We start from the raw sequence: 15,951 nt of genomic DNA, 5'->3' as shown, positions 1-15,951 counted from the left end.
CCGGCATTCTCCCTTGCCAATCACGGCGCCTTCTTTCGCGACAATCGCGAGTGTGCGCGCTTCTTGTCCCTTCGTATACGTCAGTAATGCTGACCTTTTCAAGAGGGAGTTTCGAAAGGCTCGAAAGTGACCTATTTTTGCCGCAAAACGTGAGGAGACAGGAAAGCCGGCTGAATGGGTGGCCCGTGCGGCCCAGGCCGATTTCTGCTAGACCGATTCGCGAGGGTATGGGGGCTTCGCCTGATGTTCCGGCTACCGGCCATTCTTTTCTGCACTGCCTGCGCATTGGCTGGCGTCACCCTGCCTGCCGCGGCACATCCCCATGTGCTGGTGAGTGTGCGGACGGTGGTTGTGGCCGATGCCGGCGGCGCCATCACCGCCCTGCGCCATGCCTGGACCTTCGACGAGGCCTTCTCCGCCTTCTCGACCACCGGCCTCGACAAGAACAAGGACGGCAAGCTCGACCGCGAGGAACTGGCCGAACTGGCGCAGGTCAATGTCGAATCGCTCAACGAATACGAGTATTTCAGCTTCCTGAAGCAGGGCCGCGCCGCCACGAAATTCAGCACGGTGAGCGACTATTATCTCAGCCATGATGGCAAGGCCTTGACCCTGCATTTCACCCTGCCGGTCGACGGCGCGAAACCCAGCCTGACCGAGGCCCAACTCGAGGTCTATGACCCGACCTTCTTCGTCGCCTTCAATTTCCAGGAGGGCACGCCCGTGACGGTCGAGGGCACGGCCAAGCCCTGCGAAGCGAAGGTCAGCCCGCCCAGTCCCGGCGTGATGGCGCGCCTCTCGCAGATGGGCGAAGGCTTCTTCCAGAGCATGGGCCCCAACGCCAACCCGGATTGGGCGATCCCGGTCCGCTTTTCCTGCAAGTGATTCTTCGTCTGCAAGCGATGCTGCGAAAGCCACGCCATCGCAGCGGGACATTGCCCGGAAGCCGCCCTCTTGCGGCGCTGGTGATGCTGTTCGCGACCCTGCCCGCTCTCGGGCAGACCCGCTCGCCCTTCGGCGCCGGGCCGCCCGCGCCGGCGGCAGAAGTGGCAACCGGGCTTGGCGCCTGGCTTCTCGCCCAGCAGGCGGCTTTCCACAAAGCGCTGACGGCAGCCATCGGCGCGGTCGAGACCAGCCCGGCCGCCCTTGCCACCCTGCTCGGCCTCGCCTTCGCCTATGGCGTGCTCCATGCCGTGGGTCCCGGCCATGGCAAGGCCGTGATTGCCTCCTACCTGCTCGCCAACGAACGGGCGCTGAAGCGCGGCATCGGCCTCGCCTTCGCGGCAGCCGCGGTGCAGGCGATCATCGCGCTCGGCATTGTCGGCATCGTTGCCGGCCTCGCCGGAGGCACAGCCCGCACCATGAATGCCAGCATCGCCTGGATCGAGAAGGGCGGGTTCACGCTGATCGCGCTGATGGGCCTCTGGCTGGCCTGGCGCAAGGCCCGGCTCCTGTTCGCCGGCTTCACCCACGACCCCGCTTGCGCCGATCCGCTCTGCGGCCACCAGCATGGCGGCGATCCACGCCAGCTTGTCGCCGCCTCCCGCCGCGACCTCGCCCTGATGGCGATCGGCGCCGGCATCCGCCCCTGCACGGGCGCGATCATCCTGCTTGTCTTCGCGCTGTCGAAAGGGCTGTTCCTCGCCGGCGCCCTCTCGGTGATCGTGATGGCCATCGGCACCGCGCTCGGCACCAGCCTCTTCGCCCTTCTCGCGGTCAAGGCCAAGCTGCTGGCGCTGAACCTGATCTCGCGCGGCGGGACGAACTGGGCGCGGCTCGGCCTCGTCCTCGAGATGCTTGCCGGCCTCGCTCTCGCCGCCCTGGGCCTGCTGCTGGTCTGGGGCCTGATGATTGCGGGAACCTGATCAGAGCCCCTCGGCGGATCCGTCCGAACGCGGATCATGCCCCGCCTCGATCCGGCCCCGCGCATCCTGCACCAGAAGCCCGGCATGGCCGAACATATCGGCATAAGGCTTGTCGACCAGCTCGATCTGGTGCCCGGCCCGGTCGAGCTTTTCCAGCACGGCACCGTCGAACCGGTTCTCGACCTTGAGGGTCGCCGAGGGCTTGCCCCAGGTCTTGCCGAACAGGAAGCGCGGCCGGTCAAGCGCCTCGGCCACGCTCTGGCCGTAGGCAAAAGCGCGGAAGAACACCTGCGCCTGGAATTGCGGCTGGCCATCACCGCCCATCGCGCCATAACTCGCCACCCGGCCATCATCGAAGACCGCCAGCGGCGTGTTGAGCGTATGGAAGGGCCGGCGACCCGGCTGGAGCGGATTGAGTGAATCCGGGTCGAGCGAGAAGGCGATGCCGCGGTTCTGCCAGATCAGCCCGGTCTTCGGCAGCACCACGCCCGAACCATATTCCCAGTAGAGCGACTGGATGAAGGAGACCGCGATACCCTTGTCGTCGATGGCGCCCATCCAGATCGTGTCACCCTCGGCCGAGGGGATCGGCCAGCCGGCGGCACGGTCGCCCTTCACGGCGGCGGCTTCCTTCGCCAGCGCCCCCTCCGTCAGATAGCGGGCCGGGTCAACGGTGAGATGATCGAAATCGGTCACCACACGGTCGCGGATCGCATAGGCGCGCTTGGACGCTTCGATCAGCCCGTGCAGATGCTCGAAACTCTCCGGCCGTGCTTCCGGCAGGCGGGCGAAGACCCCGTGCAGGATCAGCGAGGCCAGCCCCTGAGCCGGCGGCGGAACATTGAACAGGCTGGCACCGGGAATGCGCGTCTGCAAAGGCTCGCGCCACCGCGCGTGATAGGCTTTCATATCTTCGCGCGTGACGGGCGAACCGGCCCGCTCGAGATCGGCGGCGATCTCGCGGCCGATATCGCCACGATAGAAATCGTCCAGCCCCGCATGGGCCATCTGCTCGAAAACACCGGCCAAAGCCGGCTGGAGCCGCGGTGTCCCGGCCTTCACCTGTCCGCCATCCTCGGCGAGGAAATGCGCCGCGAAGCCAGGGCACGGCCACGATTTCCGCCCGCTCCTTGACGATGTAGCGGCCCTCGCTCTGTGAAACCGGCACACCATCGGCAGCATGGCGGCGGGCATGGGCCAGAAGGTCCGGCACCGGAATCTTGCCGCCGAACGCTGCAGCGAGTTCGAGGGCAGCCTGCCACCCGCCGACAGCACCCGCCACGGTAAGCGCGGCATCGCCCCCGCGCACCGGGATCGCCTCATACCCCTTGGCGCGATACCGGCTGATCGTCGCCTTTGCCCCGGCAAAGCCGCAGGCCTCGATGCAGCGGACCTTCCCGTCCGGCGTGCGGATGGTCCAGAAGCCGTCACCTCCGAGGCCATTCATATGTGGATAGGCCACAGCCACCACGCCGGCCATCGCCACCATCGCCTCGATGGCATTGCCGCCCGCAGCGAGGATATCGCGGCCGGCCTCAGCGGCGAGAAAATGCGGCGCGGCTACTGCCGCGTGTCCGAAAATGGGGGTATCGGGCATGAGGGTCCTGCAGAAATTATGGATCGGCAATTGCGCCGGGTTGCCAAACGCTATACCGCTCCCCACCATCAGGAAAGACGCCTTGCACAAGGAAAAGCCGATGGCCGGAAAATCGCTGAACCGCCAGAACGCGCTGACCGTGATCTGCGCCACCATCCTCGTTGGAACCGAAATTCTCGCTGCTGCGCTCGCGCTCGGCTGGGCCGTCGGCGGCCTGACGGGCTGGGGCGAGGAAGTGACGATGGGACTGATCGGTCTGTCGCTCGCTCTGGGGATCTATCTCTGCTGGCTGTTCGTGAAAGCGGCCCTGAAGGCCGAACCCGTTTACGAATAACCGCGCAAGCCGGTTGCCCTCGTCAATCTGTTACATTATAACGCCAGGCATGTCGGAACCGACGCCCATCCTGGCAAGTCTTGCCACCCCTGCTCCTGCCCGTGATGCGGCGCCTGCACATGGCCACACGCATTCCCATGATCATGCCCATCCGCATGGTCATGCCCATGCCGGTCATCGCCATGCCCCGATCAAGATTCCGACCCTGCGGCGGGAGCGGGCCGATCCACCCCGCTTCTCGCTGATGGCGCTCTCGGCCGGCCAGCGCCTGCTGCTGGCAGTACCGCCGGTCGCGCTGCTCTGGGCGCTCACCCTCTGGGCCATGCGCGATGGCTGATCCGATTCTCGCCTTCGAGGACCTGACGCTCGGCTATGACCGGCACCCTGCCGTCCACCATCTCGACGGCCGCATCGCCCCGGGCACGCTGCTGGCGATTGTCGGGCCGAATGGCGGCGGCAAGTCGACCCTGCTGAAGGGAATTGCCGGACGGCTGGCGCCGCTGGCCGGGCGGATCGTCAACACCTTCCCGCATATGGCCTACATGCCGCAGGTCGGCGATCTCAGCCGCGATTTTCCGGTCACGGTTTTCGATCTCGCTTTGACGGGCCTCTGCGGTCGCCGCGGCATGTTCGGCCGGATATCGCGCTCCGAGCGTGACCGCGCCATCGAGGCCATCGGGCTGGTTGGGCTGGCCGGTTTCGAACAGCGCTCGATCCGCACCCTTTCCGGTGGTCAGTTGCAGCGGCTGCTCTTCGCACGGCTGATGCTGCAGGACGCCCCGCTGATCCTGCTCGACGAGCCCTTCACCGCCATCGACCAGCGCACCATCGATGACCTTCTGGAGATCGTGGCGCGCTGGCATGGCGAGGGTCGGACCATCCTCGCCGTCCTGCATGATCTCGAGCTTGTCCGCCGGCATTTCCCGGAAACCTTGCTGCTCGCCCGCGATCCACTCGGCTGGGGACCGACCCCGGCCGTCCTGACGCCTGACAGGCTGGAAACCGCACGGCAGATGGCGGAAGCCTTCGACCGCAGCGCAGCCGAGTGTCATCGGGCGGCCTGACATGCTGTACGACCTGCTGCTGGCCCCTTTCGTCGAATTCCCCTTCATGCGCCGGGCGCTGGTCGGCGGACTCGCCATCTCGCTTGCCGCGGCCCCGATCGGCGTGTTCCTGATGCTGCGCCGGATGAGCCTGATCGGCGATGCCATGGCCCATGCGATCCTGCCGGGGGCGGCACTGGGCTTCCTGATCGGCGGGCTGTCCCTGGGCATGATGACGCTCGGTGGCCTCGTGGCCGGCTTCGGCGTGGCCATCGCCTCGGGTTTCGTGTCGCGGACAACCCTCGTCAAGGAAGACATGGCCCTCGCGGCCTTCTACCTCGTCTCGCTGGCCCTCGGCGTGACCCTCATCTCCGCCAGCCGCTCGAACCTCGACCTGCTGGCGCTGCTTTTCGGCTCGATCCTTGCGCTGGATGATCCGACGCTCGTCCTGATCGTCTCCGTCGCTTCCGCCACTTTGATCGCCCTGGCCCTCGGCTATCGCGGCGTGGTGATGGAATGCCTCGATCCCGGCTTTGCCGCCGGTGTCACCCGGTTCGGCTGGGTCTTCCATTTCGGCTTCCTCACCTTCGTGGTGCTGAACCTCGTGGCCGGGTTCCACGCGCTTGGAACCCTGCTGGTTGTCGGCATCATGATGCTCCCCGCCGGCTCGGCGCGGCTCTGGACTGACGATGTCTCGACCATGATCGCGATTGCCATCCCCATGGCCATGGTCGCCAATCTCGTCGGCCTTCTGGGGTCCTATCATCTCGGCATGGCCTCCGGGCCTGCCATCATCCTTGTCGCCGGCCTCATCTATGGCGGCTCGCTTGCTCTCGGTCCGCACGGCATCGTGCGGCGTTATTTCCCCCGGCGTCATCTCGAAGCCTGAACAATGGAGGGCCTGCCATGGCCAAGCTCACCCCGCAATTTCGTGATGTTATAACCTGTCGACGGATGATCCTTGCCGGTGCCCTGATCCTCGCGATCGGGCCGGCGACAGCCCTCGCCCAGACCGCTCCAGCGAAGCCGCTGGAAGTCGTCACCTCCTTCTCCATCCTCGCCGACCTGACCCGTCAGGTGGCGAAGGATCGTGCCAATGTCGTGCCGCTGGTCGGGCCCAATGCCGATGCGCATGTCTACCAGGCGAGCCCTGCCGATGCCCGCAAGGTCAAGGATGCCGGGCTGATCGTCGTCAACGGCCTCGGCTTCGAGACCTTCATGCCGCGCCTGATCAAGAGCGCCGGCACCAAGGCTCCGGTCGTAACCGCAACCGCCGGCATCAAGCCGATCAAGACCGATAGCGGACATGGGCATGGCCATGGCCACAACCATGGCGCCGGTGATCCGCATGCCTGGCAGTCGGTGGAAGCCGTGCGGACCTATGTCGCCAATATCCGCGACGGGCTGATCAAGGCCGATCCCGCCGGCGAGGCGGCCTATCGGCGCAACGCCGAGGCCTATCTTGCCGAACTGGCCATGCTGAAGGCCGATCTCGAGGCCAGCTTCGCCGCCCTGCCAAAGGAGCACCGCGTGGCCGTAACGAGCCACGACGCCCTCGCCTATTTTGCGCGCGAATTCGGTTTCACCTTCGAAGCTGTGCAGGGCGTGTCGACCGAAGCCGAACCTTCTGCGAAGGACGTGGCCCGGATCATCCGACTGACGCGCCAGAAGAAGGCCCGCGCGATTTTCGTCGAGAACATGAACTCGCCCCGGATCGCCGAGCAGATCGCGCGGGAGACCGGGGCAAAAATCGGCGGAACGCTGTTTTCCGATGCCCTGTCCGATGAAAAAGGCCCGGCCCCTACCTACATCGCCATGATGCGTCACAATGCGAGGACGCTGCTCGAAGCCCTGAAGGCGGAATGACCTTCGGACTTGAAGCGCCTCGCGTTTCGTTTCAAACACGCGACAACAGAAGCGGCGATTGCGGCCGCGCGGAAGAGCCATGAGCACAACGATGACGGACAAGATCCCTGTAACAGTCCTGACGGGCTATCTCGGCGCCGGAAAGACCACCTTGCTCAACCGGATCCTCTCGGAACCGCATGGCAAGAAATATGCGGTGATCGTCAACGAGTTCGGCGAGATCGGAATCGACAATGACCTTGTGGTCGGTGCCGACGAGGAAGTCTTCGAGATGAACAACGGGTGCATCTGCTGCACCGTCCGCGGCGACCTGATCCGCATCATCGAAAACCTCATGAAGCGGAAGGGCCGCTTCGACGCGATTATCGTCGAGACGACTGGCCTCGCCGATCCCGCTCCCGTGGCGCAGACCTTCTTCGTCGATCAGGATGTCGGCGAGAAGGCCCGCCTCGATGCCGTTGTCACAGTGGCGGATGCGAAATGGCTGGCCGCCCGGCTCAAGGATGCGCCGGAAGCCAAGAACCAGATCGCCTTTGCGGATGTGATCCTGCTCAACAAGACCGATCTGGTCTCGCCGGAAGCACTGCGCGAGGTCGAGGCCCGCATCCGCGGCATCAACCCCTATGCCCGGCTGCACAAGACGCAGAAATGCCAGATCCCGCTGGCCGAAGTGCTCGATCGCGGCGCCTTCGATCTCGAGCGCATCCTCGAGATCGAGCCCGCGTTCCTCGAGGCGGATGACCACCATCACGATCATGACCATGACCATGACCATGACCATGATTGCGGGCCGGATTGCACGCATGACCACCATCATCATGGCCATCACCACCATGGCGGGCTGAAGCATTACCATGACGAGGAGATGCAATCGGTCTCGATCGCACATCCCGGCGATGTCGATCCGGAGAAATTCATGCCGTGGATCAATGATCTTGTGCAGGCCGAAGGACCGAACATCCTCCGCTCCAAGGGTATCCTCGCCTTTGCGAAGGAATCGAAGCGTTTCGTCTTCCAGGGCGTTCACATGATCCTGGACGGCGATCTCCAGCGCGAGTGGAAACCGGACGAGAAGCGCGTCTCGCGGATTGTCTTTATCGGCCGCAATCTCAATGAGGATGCCCTGCGTCAGGGCTTCCTGTCCTGCGTCGCCTGATGCCGGCCGCGCCTGTCCAGACGCTGGTTGACCGCGTCACCACCCTGGCCTTCGACCGGTTTGTCCTGAAGGCCGGCTTCCTCGGCGAAGAGCTGCTCTTCGTCTTTGCCGATGGCGGGATCCAGCTCGGCCGGGAGGCCGCGCCGCTGCGTCCGCATGCCGATGCCATTCTCGTGGCGGCCCATTCCGGCAAGCGGCTCGTCACCGGCGGCGATGACGGACGAGTCGTCGAGACCGGCCCGGATGGCCGCACGATCGAACTCGGCAACGAGAAGGGCCGCTGGATCGATGCCGTCGCGATCGGGCCGGATGGCAGCGCTGCCTGGTCGGCGGGGAAAACGGTCACCGTGCGGGACGGCAAGGGCAAGGTGAAAACGCTGACCGCGCCCTCGACGCCGCAGGGCCTCGCCTTTGCGCCCAAGGGATTCCGCCTCGCCATCGCTCATATCGATGGCGTCACGCTCTGGTTCCCGAATGCCGATGCCGAGCCGGAGCGGCTGACCTGGAAGGGGCCGCATCTCGATACGAGTTTCTCGCCCGACAACCGCTTCCTGATCACCTCGATGCAGGAGAACCAGCTTCATGGCTGGCGCCTCGCGGACAAGGGCCATATGCGCATGTCCGGCTATCCCGCCAAGACGCGCTCCTGGTCCTGGTCGCATGACGGGCTCTGGCTCGCGACCTCCGGCGCCGAGGCCGCGATCATCTGGCCCTTCGCGAAGGAAGGGCCTACGGGGAAGGCCCCCAGGGAATGCGGGATCCGGCCGGCCAAGGTGACCACCGTCGCCTTCCATCCGCGAGCGCTGGTTCTCGCTATCGGCTACGAGGATGGCTGGGTGCTGCTTGTCCGCCTGACCGATGCGTCCGAGCTGCTCGTCCGGGCCGGCGGGGACGGCACGCCGATTACCGCCCTCGGCTGGGACAAGGACGGCAAACGGCTGGCCTTCGGCTCGGAGAGCGGCGGCGCCGGGCTGCTGGCCCTGCCGGTGTGACATGGCTTTGTTCTCCGGCCCCTTCCGCAAGAAGCCGCCGCGGGATGCCGAGGCGCTGGAGCGGGTTCGGGGTTGGTGCCTGTCCGTACTCGGCGGCGCGGCCGATCTCACCATTTCCGAGGTCGAATGCGCAGACCCGGCATGCCCGGGCCTCGAGACCTTCATTCTGGTGATGCGCCCGGGCGAGGCCATGCAGGCCGCCAAGGTGCGGAAGCCCTTGGTCGAGATCGCGCAGGCCGATATTGATGAAGCGCTGCGATATTTGTGAGTGAGGAAACATCCATGGCAAGCGTGCGTCCTGTCACGATCCGCCGCCTGGGCAAGGCCGATGCCCCAGCCTTCCGGGCGGTGCGCCTGCGCGGCCTGACCGACCATCCCGATGCTTTCACCTCCACAGCGAAGGACTGGGATCTGCCGCTCGAGGCCTATATCGAACGGATCGAGGCGGGCCATGTCATCGGCGCTTTCGACCCGGAAACCGGCGCCCTGCTCGGCCATGTCTTCCTGCCGACGCATCTCGCAACCGGCGTGAAGACCTGCCACAAATGCGAGGTCTGGTCGGTCTATGTCGTGCCGGAGGGCCGGGGCCGAGGCATCTCTGAAGCCATGCTTTCCCACGCGATCGAGCTGGCCCGCAGCCTCGGCTTTTCCTGGCTCAAGCTTCAGGTCGGCGAGCACAATGCGCCGGCACGGCAGACCTACGAACGGCTCGGCTTCGAGGTCTATGGCCGGGAGGAGGATTATCTCCGCCTCCCGGATGGCCGCTCGATCACCGAATTGATGATGCAGCTCCGTTTATAAGCCAGCTCATTTGATGGCAAAGACACAAAAAAGGCGGGCTGATGCCCGCCTTTTCGTTACCGGACGAGAATGTTCCGGAACTGCCAGGGATCGGAATAATCCACATCCTCCGGGAACAGCTTCTCGCGCCCGTCGGTCGGCTTCCAATCGGTGTAGAAGCCGCGCACCGGGCCGAGATAAGGGAACTGCACTTCGAGGCAGCGCTTGTAATCCATCTCGTCGGCCTCGACGATCCCGGCATTCGGGTTCTCCAGCGCCCAGACCATGCCGGCCAGCACGGCCGAGGTCACCTGCATCCCGGTGGCATTCTGATAGGGCGCGAGGCGCCGCGTCTCCTCGACGGAAAGCTGCGAGCCATACCAATAGGCATTGCGCGAATGCCCGAACAGCAACACGCCGAGTTCGTCGATGCCGTCGACGATTTCGTGCTCGTCGAGAATATGGTGCTGCTCCTGGATGGTGCCGCCATTGCCGAACAATTCATGCAGCGAGAGGACAGCATCATTGGCCGGGTGATAGGCATAATGGCAGGTCGGACGGTAAATCGGCTTGCCGGCGTCATCCCGCAGCGTGAAGAAATCGGCGATCGAGATCGACTCGTTATGCGTCACGAGGAAGCCGTACTGCGCACCGAGCGTCGGGCACCAGCTGCGGACGCGGGTATTCGCGCCCGGCTGGAGCAGGTAGATCGCGGCGCCGCAGCCGCTCTCATGGGTGCGGCCATTCTCGGGCATCCACTTCTCGTGCGTGCCCCAGCCGAGTTCCGCCGGCTGCATGCCCTCTGACAGGAACCCCTCGACCGACCAGGTATTCACGAAGACATTTGCCGGCTTCGGGTTCTTCGCGCGCTGCGTATCGCGCTCGGCAATATGCACGCCCTTGACGCCGGCTTTGTGCATCAGCGCTGCCCAACCCTCGCGGGTTTTCGGCTCCTCGAAATCAAGGCCCATATCCGAGGCAACATTGACCAGCGCCTGCTTCACGAACCAGGAGACCATGCCCGGATTGGCGCCGCAGCAGGAAACCGCTGTCGTGCCACCGGGATTCCGGCGCTTCGCCGCCAGTACGGTTTCACGCAAGGCATAGTTCGAGCGCGCGGCGGCGCCACCGGAATTGTCCCAGTAGAAGCCCAGCCACGGCTCGACCACGGTATCGATGTAGAGCACACCGATTTCGCGGCAGAATTCCATGATGTCGAGCGACGAGGTATCGACCGAGAGATTGACGCAGAAGCCCTGGCCCTCGCCTTTGGTCAGCAGCGGCTTGAGCATGTCGCGGTAATTCTCGCGTGTCACCGCCGCCTGGATATAGGTGATCCCGCGCTCGTCCAGCAGGCGGCGGTCGGAATCATCCGGATCGATCACCACGAAGCGGGATCGGTCGAATTTGAAATGGCGCTCGATCAGCGGCAGCGTGCCGCGCCCGATGGAGCCGAAACCGATCATCACGATCGGGCCGGAAATGGTGCCGTGGACAGGCCAGTCGGTCATGGTCGCGGTCTTTCCTGATACAGGGTCAAGTGAAAGGAACGCTCCGCCTAATGCGGAGCGGGAACGCCCTCGTCAAGGGCTGAAACGCCGGCCTGCCGGTCAGGCGGCCCGTCGATGGGAAACCGCGCGCTCCGCCGCAACAAGCGGGATCGCACCGGTCGGGCGGACAAGGCCCCTGGCTCCCGCAAGGGCGCCGGGCTCAAGCTCGAGCCCGAGGAACCGTGCCGGATCGACCGGGCCGGGCATGTCCAGCGCCTCCGTGAGGGAGCGGCTGAACCCGAAACGCTGATAATAAGGCGCGTCCCCCACCAGGATCACGGCCTGATGGCCGATCTGCCGGGCCCGATCGAGGCCAAGCCTGATCATGTCTGCGCCAAGGCCCATGCTGCGGAAGAGCGGATCGACGGCGATCGGGCCAAGCATCAGCGCCGGCAGGCCGCCGGCACGGACATGCCAGAAGCGCAGGGTACCGATCAGGCGGTCATCCGCCCGTGCCACGAAGGACAGGCCGTCGGCTGCCAGACGCCCCTCGCGCAGGCGTTCACAGGTTTTCGCGCGCCGATTCGGCCCGAAAGCACGGTCAAGAAGCGCCTCGCGGGCGGGAATGTCGAAAAGTTTCTCGGTATCAATAAAGGCCATGGGATGGTCCTCCCTGGCGGAAGCTCCGCCATTTCAAGAGAGAACCCTCGCACCATGAGCGCAGAAACACCGCGCTCACGCCGAACGGGAGATGATGGAATAAGGTCAGATGACGATCTGGCGAAGGCCGGTCATGCCGTTGAAGTTCTGCGACGAGTAGGTCGTCGTATAGGCGCCAGTCCCCTCGATCAGCACCTTGTCGCCGATCTCGAGGCTGAAGGGCAGCAGATACGGCTCCTTCTCGTACATCACATCCGCCGAATCGCAGGTCGGTCCTGCGAGCACGCAGGGAATGAGGTCATCGCCATCCCGCGGGGTGCGGATCGGATAACGGATCGCCTCGTCCATGGTCTCGGCCAGCCCGTGGAACTTGCCGATATCCAGATAGACCCACCGGAGATCCGAGGGGTCATCGGACTTGTTCGAGACGAGAACGACCTCGGCCTCGATGATGCCGGCATTGCCCACCATGCCGCGGCCCGGCTCGATGATCGTTTCCGGGATGCGGTTGCCGAAATGCGCCCGCAGCGCGGCGAAGATCGCCTGGCCGTAGGCCTTCACGGCCGGAACGTCCTTCAGATACTTCGTCGGGAAACCACCGCCGAGATTGACCATCGACAGCACGATGCCGCGTTCCGCCATTTCGCGGAAGATCGACGCCGCCGAGGCAAGCGCGCGATTCCACATCAGCGGGTTGCGCTGCTGCGAGCCGACATGGAACGACACACCATGCGCCACGAGGCCGAGGCGATGAGCCAGCTCGAGAACGCGCGGCGCCATTTCCGGCACGCAGCCGAATTTCTTCGAAAGCGGCCATTCGGCGCCCTCGCCATCGCAGAGGATCCGGCAGAACACCTTCGAACCCGGAGCGGCGCGAGCGATCTTCTCGACTTCCGCTTCGCAATCCACGGCGAAGAGGCGCACGCCACGCTCATAGGCACGGGCGATATCGCGCTCCTTCTTGATCGTGTTGCCGAAGGAGATCCGGTCTGCCGTGGCACCCGCGGACAGGACCATCTCGATTTCGCCGATCGAGGCCGTGTCGAAGCACGAGCCAAGCTTGGTCAGCAGCTCGAGGATTTCCGGAGCCGGATTGGCCTTCACGGCATAGAACACGCGCGTATCCGGCAATGCGCCGGCAAAGGCGTTGTAATTGTCCCGAACGACGTCGAGATCGATGATGAGACGCGGACCTTCATCACGGCGGGTCCGGAGGAATTCGCGAATGCGATCAGTCATGGCAGCATCCCCTTCTTGCGGGACTCTCCCGCATGGGCGATGGACACTTGGGACGCATCTTCCCTGCATGCCGCACGGTGGAGACGCGGCAAGCGATTCCGATGAGTCCCGTGCCGTGCGGGAACCTGGGCGGTTCCGTTACGGCGGTGACGCTGCGCCGTTGGACGACCATGGGTAATGCCAGCCGCAAAGCCAGACATCACGTCAAGGAAGCCATCGTTTGGAAGGGGAGTACCCGACCGCACGCCCGGCAAGATGGACAAGCCTCTTCAGTTCGCCGGACTTGGAACCCGGCTGAGACCAAAAAAGCCCGCTCCGTCGTTGCTTTGAGCTGCGTCACCCGCTTCGGGCGGGGCCGCCGGTTCGCCTCCGGCTACTGGTCCGTTCTTCAGGGACCAGCGATTTCTCGCTGTCCCCAACGACTGGCGTTTTTCCGGCCTCTTGTCCGGAGATCCGCCGACCAGCACGCAACCACAGGCACGTGCGAAATTGGGCAAGCGCTGTATAGGTCCATCGATCCGGCGATGCAAGAAAAACCGGCACCCTGCGGAGAAAATTTTTCCGCCAGGCTTAACGGGTTCCGACAGGCCGCCAGCGGGCCAGCCGCAGGGCATTCAGCGCCACCGAAATCGAGGACAGGGCCATGGCGGCCCCGGCAATTGCCGGAGAGAGATGGCCGAGAACCGCGAGTGGAATCGCCACCGCGTTGAAAACGAATGCGAGGAACAGGTTTTCGCCGATTCCGCGCCGCACCCGCCGCGCCAGAGCCACGAATCGTCCGACAAGCCGCGGATCCGGCCGGGCGAGAATGACCGAGGCCGCGCCCTTGGCCACTTCGGTGCCGGTTCCCATTGCGAACCCCACCGCAACGGCCTGCAGCGCCGGTCCGTCATTCAGCCCGTCGCCAACGAAACCGATGACCCTGCCCTCGCCGATCCGCGCCTGCAGCCAGCCAAGCTTGTCCTCCGGCTTCATCCCGCCGAGCGCCAGATCGATCCCGAGTTGACCGGCAACCCGGTCGACCACGGCCTGCCGGTCGCCCGACAGCATCACGGTCTCCAGCCCCTCGGCCCGCAATGTGGCGATGGCCTCGCCTGATTCGGGGCGGATCGAATCCCCGGCCACGAAGATCGCGCGCGCCTCGCCATCGACGCCGAGGAAGCTGTTCGGCTGCGCCCTGTCCGCTTCCGGCATGGCGGCAAGCAACGCGTCGAAACGGCCGGTGCCCCCCTGCTGGACAAAGGCCAGCGAGCCGAGCCGGATTTCCATGCCGTTAATGTAACCGCTCAGGCCCCCGCCGGCTTCGGCCCGCCAGCCTTCGACAGCCGGCACCGCAAGCGGGCGTGCATCGGCGGCCTTCCGCAGCGCAAGATCGAGCGGATGGTCCGAACGTTCAGCCAATGCGGCAGCCAGCACCAGCGCGGAATCGGAGTCGCCCTTCGCATGGATAGCCAGCAATTCAGGTTGCCCGCGGGTCAGCGTGCCGGTCTTGTCGAACGCGATGGTATCGATCCGGGCTCCGGGATCGAAAGCGCCCTGATCGACGACGATCAGGCCCAGCCGCGCACCGGCGCGGCGCCCGGCCATCAGCGCGATCGGCGTGGCAAGGCCAAGGGCGCAGGGGCAGGCCACGACCAGCACGGAAGCGGCGATAATGGCGGCGCGCTCGAACCCGACCCCCTGCTGGAGCCAGAACACAAAGGCCGAAGCGGCGATGACCAGCACAGCCGGCACGAAGATACGCGTGACAAGGTCGATCAGCGGCACACGCCCCGAAGCGCCGGAGCCTGCATCCTCGATCAGCCGGGCCAGCCGCGCAATCCGCGTCTCGTCCTCCACGGCCTCGACCCGCAAGGCGAGAGCGCCCCCGCTGACGACCGCGCCGGCCTGGACCCGTTCGCCGGGTCCGCGCCGGATCGGCAGGCTCTCTCCGGTCAGGCTGGATTCATCGAGGAAGGCCACGCCCTCGACAATCTCGCCATCGACCGGCGACATGCCGCCCGGCCGGACCAGGATTACCATGCCCTGGCGAACCTCGCGCCGGGGAATCACCCGGGAGAGCTCGCCATCCCGGATCTCCACCTGTTCCGGAATCAGCGCCTCGAGCGCACCGAGGGCTGCTCCGGCCTCACGCTTGGCGCGCTGCTCCACCAGCTTCCCGGCCAGCACGAAGGCGATGACCGCGACGCTCCCCTCGAAATAGAGCGGCGCACCATGCCCGGCTGACCCGTCGAAGAGGTGCCAGAGGCTGAGCAGGAATGCCGCACCTGTGCCGAGGACAACCAGCACATCCATGGTTGCCGTTCGCCCGCGCACCGCATGCCAGGCCTGCCGGTAGAAGGGCCATGCGCCGAAGGTCTGCACCAGCGTGGCGAGGCCCAGCTGCCAGAAGGGTGGAATCCAGTGATGCCCGTCTGCCTGCAGCGTCTCCACCACCATGGCGATGCCGAACGGCAGGAAGGCGGCCAGGGAAACCGCTGCCCGGAGGAAAAGCCAGCGCGCCTCCGCCCGCGCCTCGGCTTCGCGAAGGGCCCGCGCGCGCCGCCGCTCCTCCAGCGAGCCGCCTCTTGAGAAAGCCCGGTATCCGGCAGCCTCGATCGCCGAGACAGCGCGCCGGCTCGCTTCTTCAATAGCCAGCGTTTCCTTCGGCGCCAGAACGACGCGGTCGGCGGCAAGATCGACCGCAATCGATGCAAAACCACCATCCCGCTCCAGCATCCGCTCGATGCGTTGCGCACAGGCAGCACAGGTCATTCCGCCGATATCAAGAGAAAAAGCCTGATTTGTCATCGTCCTGTCATCGAATTGTGTCGATCGGATGGGAAATCCTCTGGTATTTAGCCAGAGTATCGGAGAAACGAAAGCCAACGGCCTTGGGCTCGATCAAGGCCTTCGAAAAGGTTACGGGCGAACCGGACCGAGGGGGGCG

15 protein-coding genes and 1 pseudogene are annotated in these 15,951 nt (G+C 65.2%); 11 read left to right on the top strand and 5 right to left on the bottom strand.

Annotated features, from left to right (window positions below; translation table 11 throughout):
* The first annotated feature begins 243 nt into the window (after positions 1–243).
* Positions 244–885 carry a DUF1007 family protein gene (locus tag P0652_RS05465; protein WP_284177756.1) on the top strand — a complete coding sequence of 214 codons (642 nt, stop codon included), beginning with the start codon at positions 244–246 and terminating at the stop codon, positions 883–885.
* 83 nt (positions 886–968) lie between these two features.
* Positions 969–1,865: a nickel/cobalt transporter gene (locus P0652_RS05460; protein ID WP_284177755.1), complete on the top strand. Its 897-nt coding sequence runs from the start codon at positions 969–971 to the stop codon at positions 1,863–1,865.
* On the opposite strand, the pseudogene P0652_RS05455 reads toward P0652_RS05460, so the two are convergent.
* Positions 1,866–3,462, bottom strand: a pseudogene (locus tag P0652_RS05455) (gamma-glutamyltransferase family protein).
* A gap of 100 nt (positions 3,463–3,562) precedes the next feature.
* Between P0652_RS05455 and P0652_RS05450 the strand changes: the two are divergent.
* From P0652_RS05450 to P0652_RS05410, 9 genes are all read left to right on the top strand, one after another.
* Positions 3,563–3,796, top strand: a complete 234-nt coding sequence (locus tag P0652_RS05450; protein WP_284177754.1) for a hypothetical protein — start codon at positions 3,563–3,565, stop codon at positions 3,794–3,796.
* Positions 3,797–3,845: 49 nt separating this feature from the next.
* A complete protein-coding gene (locus tag P0652_RS05445; RefSeq protein WP_284177753.1) occupies positions 3,846–4,133 on the top strand; it encodes a hypothetical protein in 288 nt (95 codons plus the stop codon).
* Complete coding sequence (locus tag P0652_RS05440) at positions 4,126–4,860, top strand: metal ABC transporter ATP-binding protein (protein WP_284177752.1); 735 nt, start codon at positions 4,126–4,128, stop codon at positions 4,858–4,860. The genes P0652_RS05445 and P0652_RS05440 overlap by 8 nt, the downstream gene beginning before the upstream one ends.
* A 1-nt stretch (position 4,861) precedes the next feature.
* Complete coding sequence (locus P0652_RS05435) at positions 4,862–5,728, top strand: metal ABC transporter permease (RefSeq protein WP_284177751.1); 867 nt, start codon at positions 4,862–4,864, stop codon at positions 5,726–5,728.
* A gap of 17 nt (positions 5,729–5,745) precedes the next feature.
* Positions 5,746–6,705, top strand: coding sequence for a metal ABC transporter substrate-binding protein (locus tag P0652_RS05430; protein WP_284177750.1), 960 nt, complete (start codon positions 5,746–5,748; stop codon positions 6,703–6,705).
* A 91-nt stretch (positions 6,706–6,796) separates the two neighbouring features.
* The gene (locus P0652_RS05425; RefSeq protein ID WP_284178019.1) at positions 6,797–7,861 is read left to right on the top strand and encodes a CobW family GTP-binding protein; all 1,065 of its coding nucleotides are present in this window, start codon (positions 6,797–6,799) and stop codon (positions 7,859–7,861) included.
* Positions 7,861–8,853 carry a WD40 repeat domain-containing protein gene (locus P0652_RS05420; protein ID WP_502947462.1) on the top strand — a complete coding sequence of 331 codons (993 nt, stop codon included), beginning with the start codon at positions 7,861–7,863 and terminating at the stop codon, positions 8,851–8,853. The genes P0652_RS05425 and P0652_RS05420 overlap by 1 nt, the downstream gene beginning before the upstream one ends.
* A gap of 1 nt (position 8,854) precedes the next feature.
* Positions 8,855–9,121 (top strand): hypothetical protein, encoded by a 267-nt coding sequence (locus tag P0652_RS05415; protein WP_284177749.1) that lies wholly within the window; start codon positions 8,855–8,857, stop codon positions 9,119–9,121.
* A gap of 14 nt (positions 9,122–9,135) precedes the next feature.
* A complete protein-coding gene (locus P0652_RS05410) occupies positions 9,136–9,654 on the top strand; it encodes a GNAT family N-acetyltransferase (RefSeq protein ID WP_284177748.1) in 519 nt (172 codons plus the stop codon).
* Between the two features lie 56 nt (positions 9,655–9,710).
* On the opposite strand, the gene P0652_RS05405 is transcribed toward P0652_RS05410, so the two are convergent.
* From P0652_RS05405 to P0652_RS05390, 4 genes are all read right to left on the bottom strand, one after another.
* Complete coding sequence (locus tag P0652_RS05405) at positions 9,711–11,144, bottom strand: homospermidine synthase (RefSeq protein ID WP_284177747.1); 1,434 nt, start codon at positions 11,142–11,144, stop codon at positions 9,711–9,713.
* Between the two features lie 99 nt (positions 11,145–11,243).
* A complete protein-coding gene (locus tag P0652_RS05400; protein ID WP_284177746.1) occupies positions 11,244–11,783 on the bottom strand; it encodes a GNAT family N-acetyltransferase in 540 nt (179 codons plus the stop codon).
* 105 nt (positions 11,784–11,888) lie between these two features.
* Positions 11,889–13,022 (bottom strand): type III PLP-dependent enzyme, encoded by a 1,134-nt coding sequence (locus tag P0652_RS05395; protein WP_284177745.1) that lies wholly within the window; start codon positions 13,020–13,022, stop codon positions 11,889–11,891.
* 570 nt (positions 13,023–13,592) lie between these two features.
* Complete coding sequence (locus P0652_RS05390) at positions 13,593–15,812, bottom strand: heavy metal translocating P-type ATPase (RefSeq protein ID WP_284177744.1); 2,220 nt, start codon at positions 15,810–15,812, stop codon at positions 13,593–13,595.
* Positions 15,813–15,951 lie beyond the last annotated feature (139 nt).

This window comes from Rhabdaerophilum sp. SD176, assembly GCF_030143245.1.
In the GTDB taxonomy this organism is placed as follows: Bacteria; Pseudomonadota; Alphaproteobacteria; order Rhizobiales; family Beijerinckiaceae; genus Rhabdaerophilum.
Note: the sequence above shows the minus strand (reverse complement) of the source record. Positions and strands in the feature narration are given on the sequence as shown.

Coding starts and splice junctions, on each gene's coding strand:
- P0652_RS05465 (WP_284177756.1), top strand. CDS start 244: ATGTTCCGGCTACCGGCCATTCTTTTCTGCACTGCCTGCGCATTGGCT.
- P0652_RS05460 (WP_284177755.1), top strand. CDS start 969: ATGCTGTTCGCGACCCTGCCCGCTCTCGGGCAGACCCGCTCGCCCTTC.
- P0652_RS05450 (WP_284177754.1), top strand. CDS start 3,563: ATGGCCGGAAAATCGCTGAACCGCCAGAACGCGCTGACCGTGATCTGC.
- P0652_RS05445 (WP_284177753.1), top strand. CDS start 3,846: ATGTCGGAACCGACGCCCATCCTGGCAAGTCTTGCCACCCCTGCTCCT.
- P0652_RS05440 (WP_284177752.1), top strand. CDS start 4,126: ATGGCTGATCCGATTCTCGCCTTCGAGGACCTGACGCTCGGCTATGAC.
- P0652_RS05435 (WP_284177751.1), top strand. CDS start 4,862: ATGCTGTACGACCTGCTGCTGGCCCCTTTCGTCGAATTCCCCTTCATG.
- P0652_RS05430 (WP_284177750.1), top strand. CDS start 5,746: ATGGCCAAGCTCACCCCGCAATTTCGTGATGTTATAACCTGTCGACGG.
- P0652_RS05425 (WP_284178019.1), top strand. CDS start 6,797: ATGACGGACAAGATCCCTGTAACAGTCCTGACGGGCTATCTCGGCGCC.
- P0652_RS05420 (WP_502947462.1), top strand. CDS start 7,861: ATGCCGGCCGCGCCTGTCCAGACGCTGGTTGACCGCGTCACCACCCTG.
- P0652_RS05415 (WP_284177749.1), top strand. CDS start 8,855: ATGGCTTTGTTCTCCGGCCCCTTCCGCAAGAAGCCGCCGCGGGATGCC.
- P0652_RS05410 (WP_284177748.1), top strand. CDS start 9,136: ATGGCAAGCGTGCGTCCTGTCACGATCCGCCGCCTGGGCAAGGCCGAT.
- P0652_RS05405 (WP_284177747.1), bottom strand. CDS start 11,144: ATGACCGACTGGCCTGTCCACGGCACCATTTCCGGCCCGATCGTGATG.
- P0652_RS05400 (WP_284177746.1), bottom strand. CDS start 11,783: ATGGCCTTTATTGATACCGAGAAACTTTTCGACATTCCCGCCCGCGAG.
- P0652_RS05395 (WP_284177745.1), bottom strand. CDS start 13,022: ATGACTGATCGCATTCGCGAATTCCTCCGGACCCGCCGTGATGAAGGT.
- P0652_RS05390 (WP_284177744.1), bottom strand. CDS start 15,812: ATGACAAATCAGGCTTTTTCTCTTGATATCGGCGGAATGACCTGTGCT.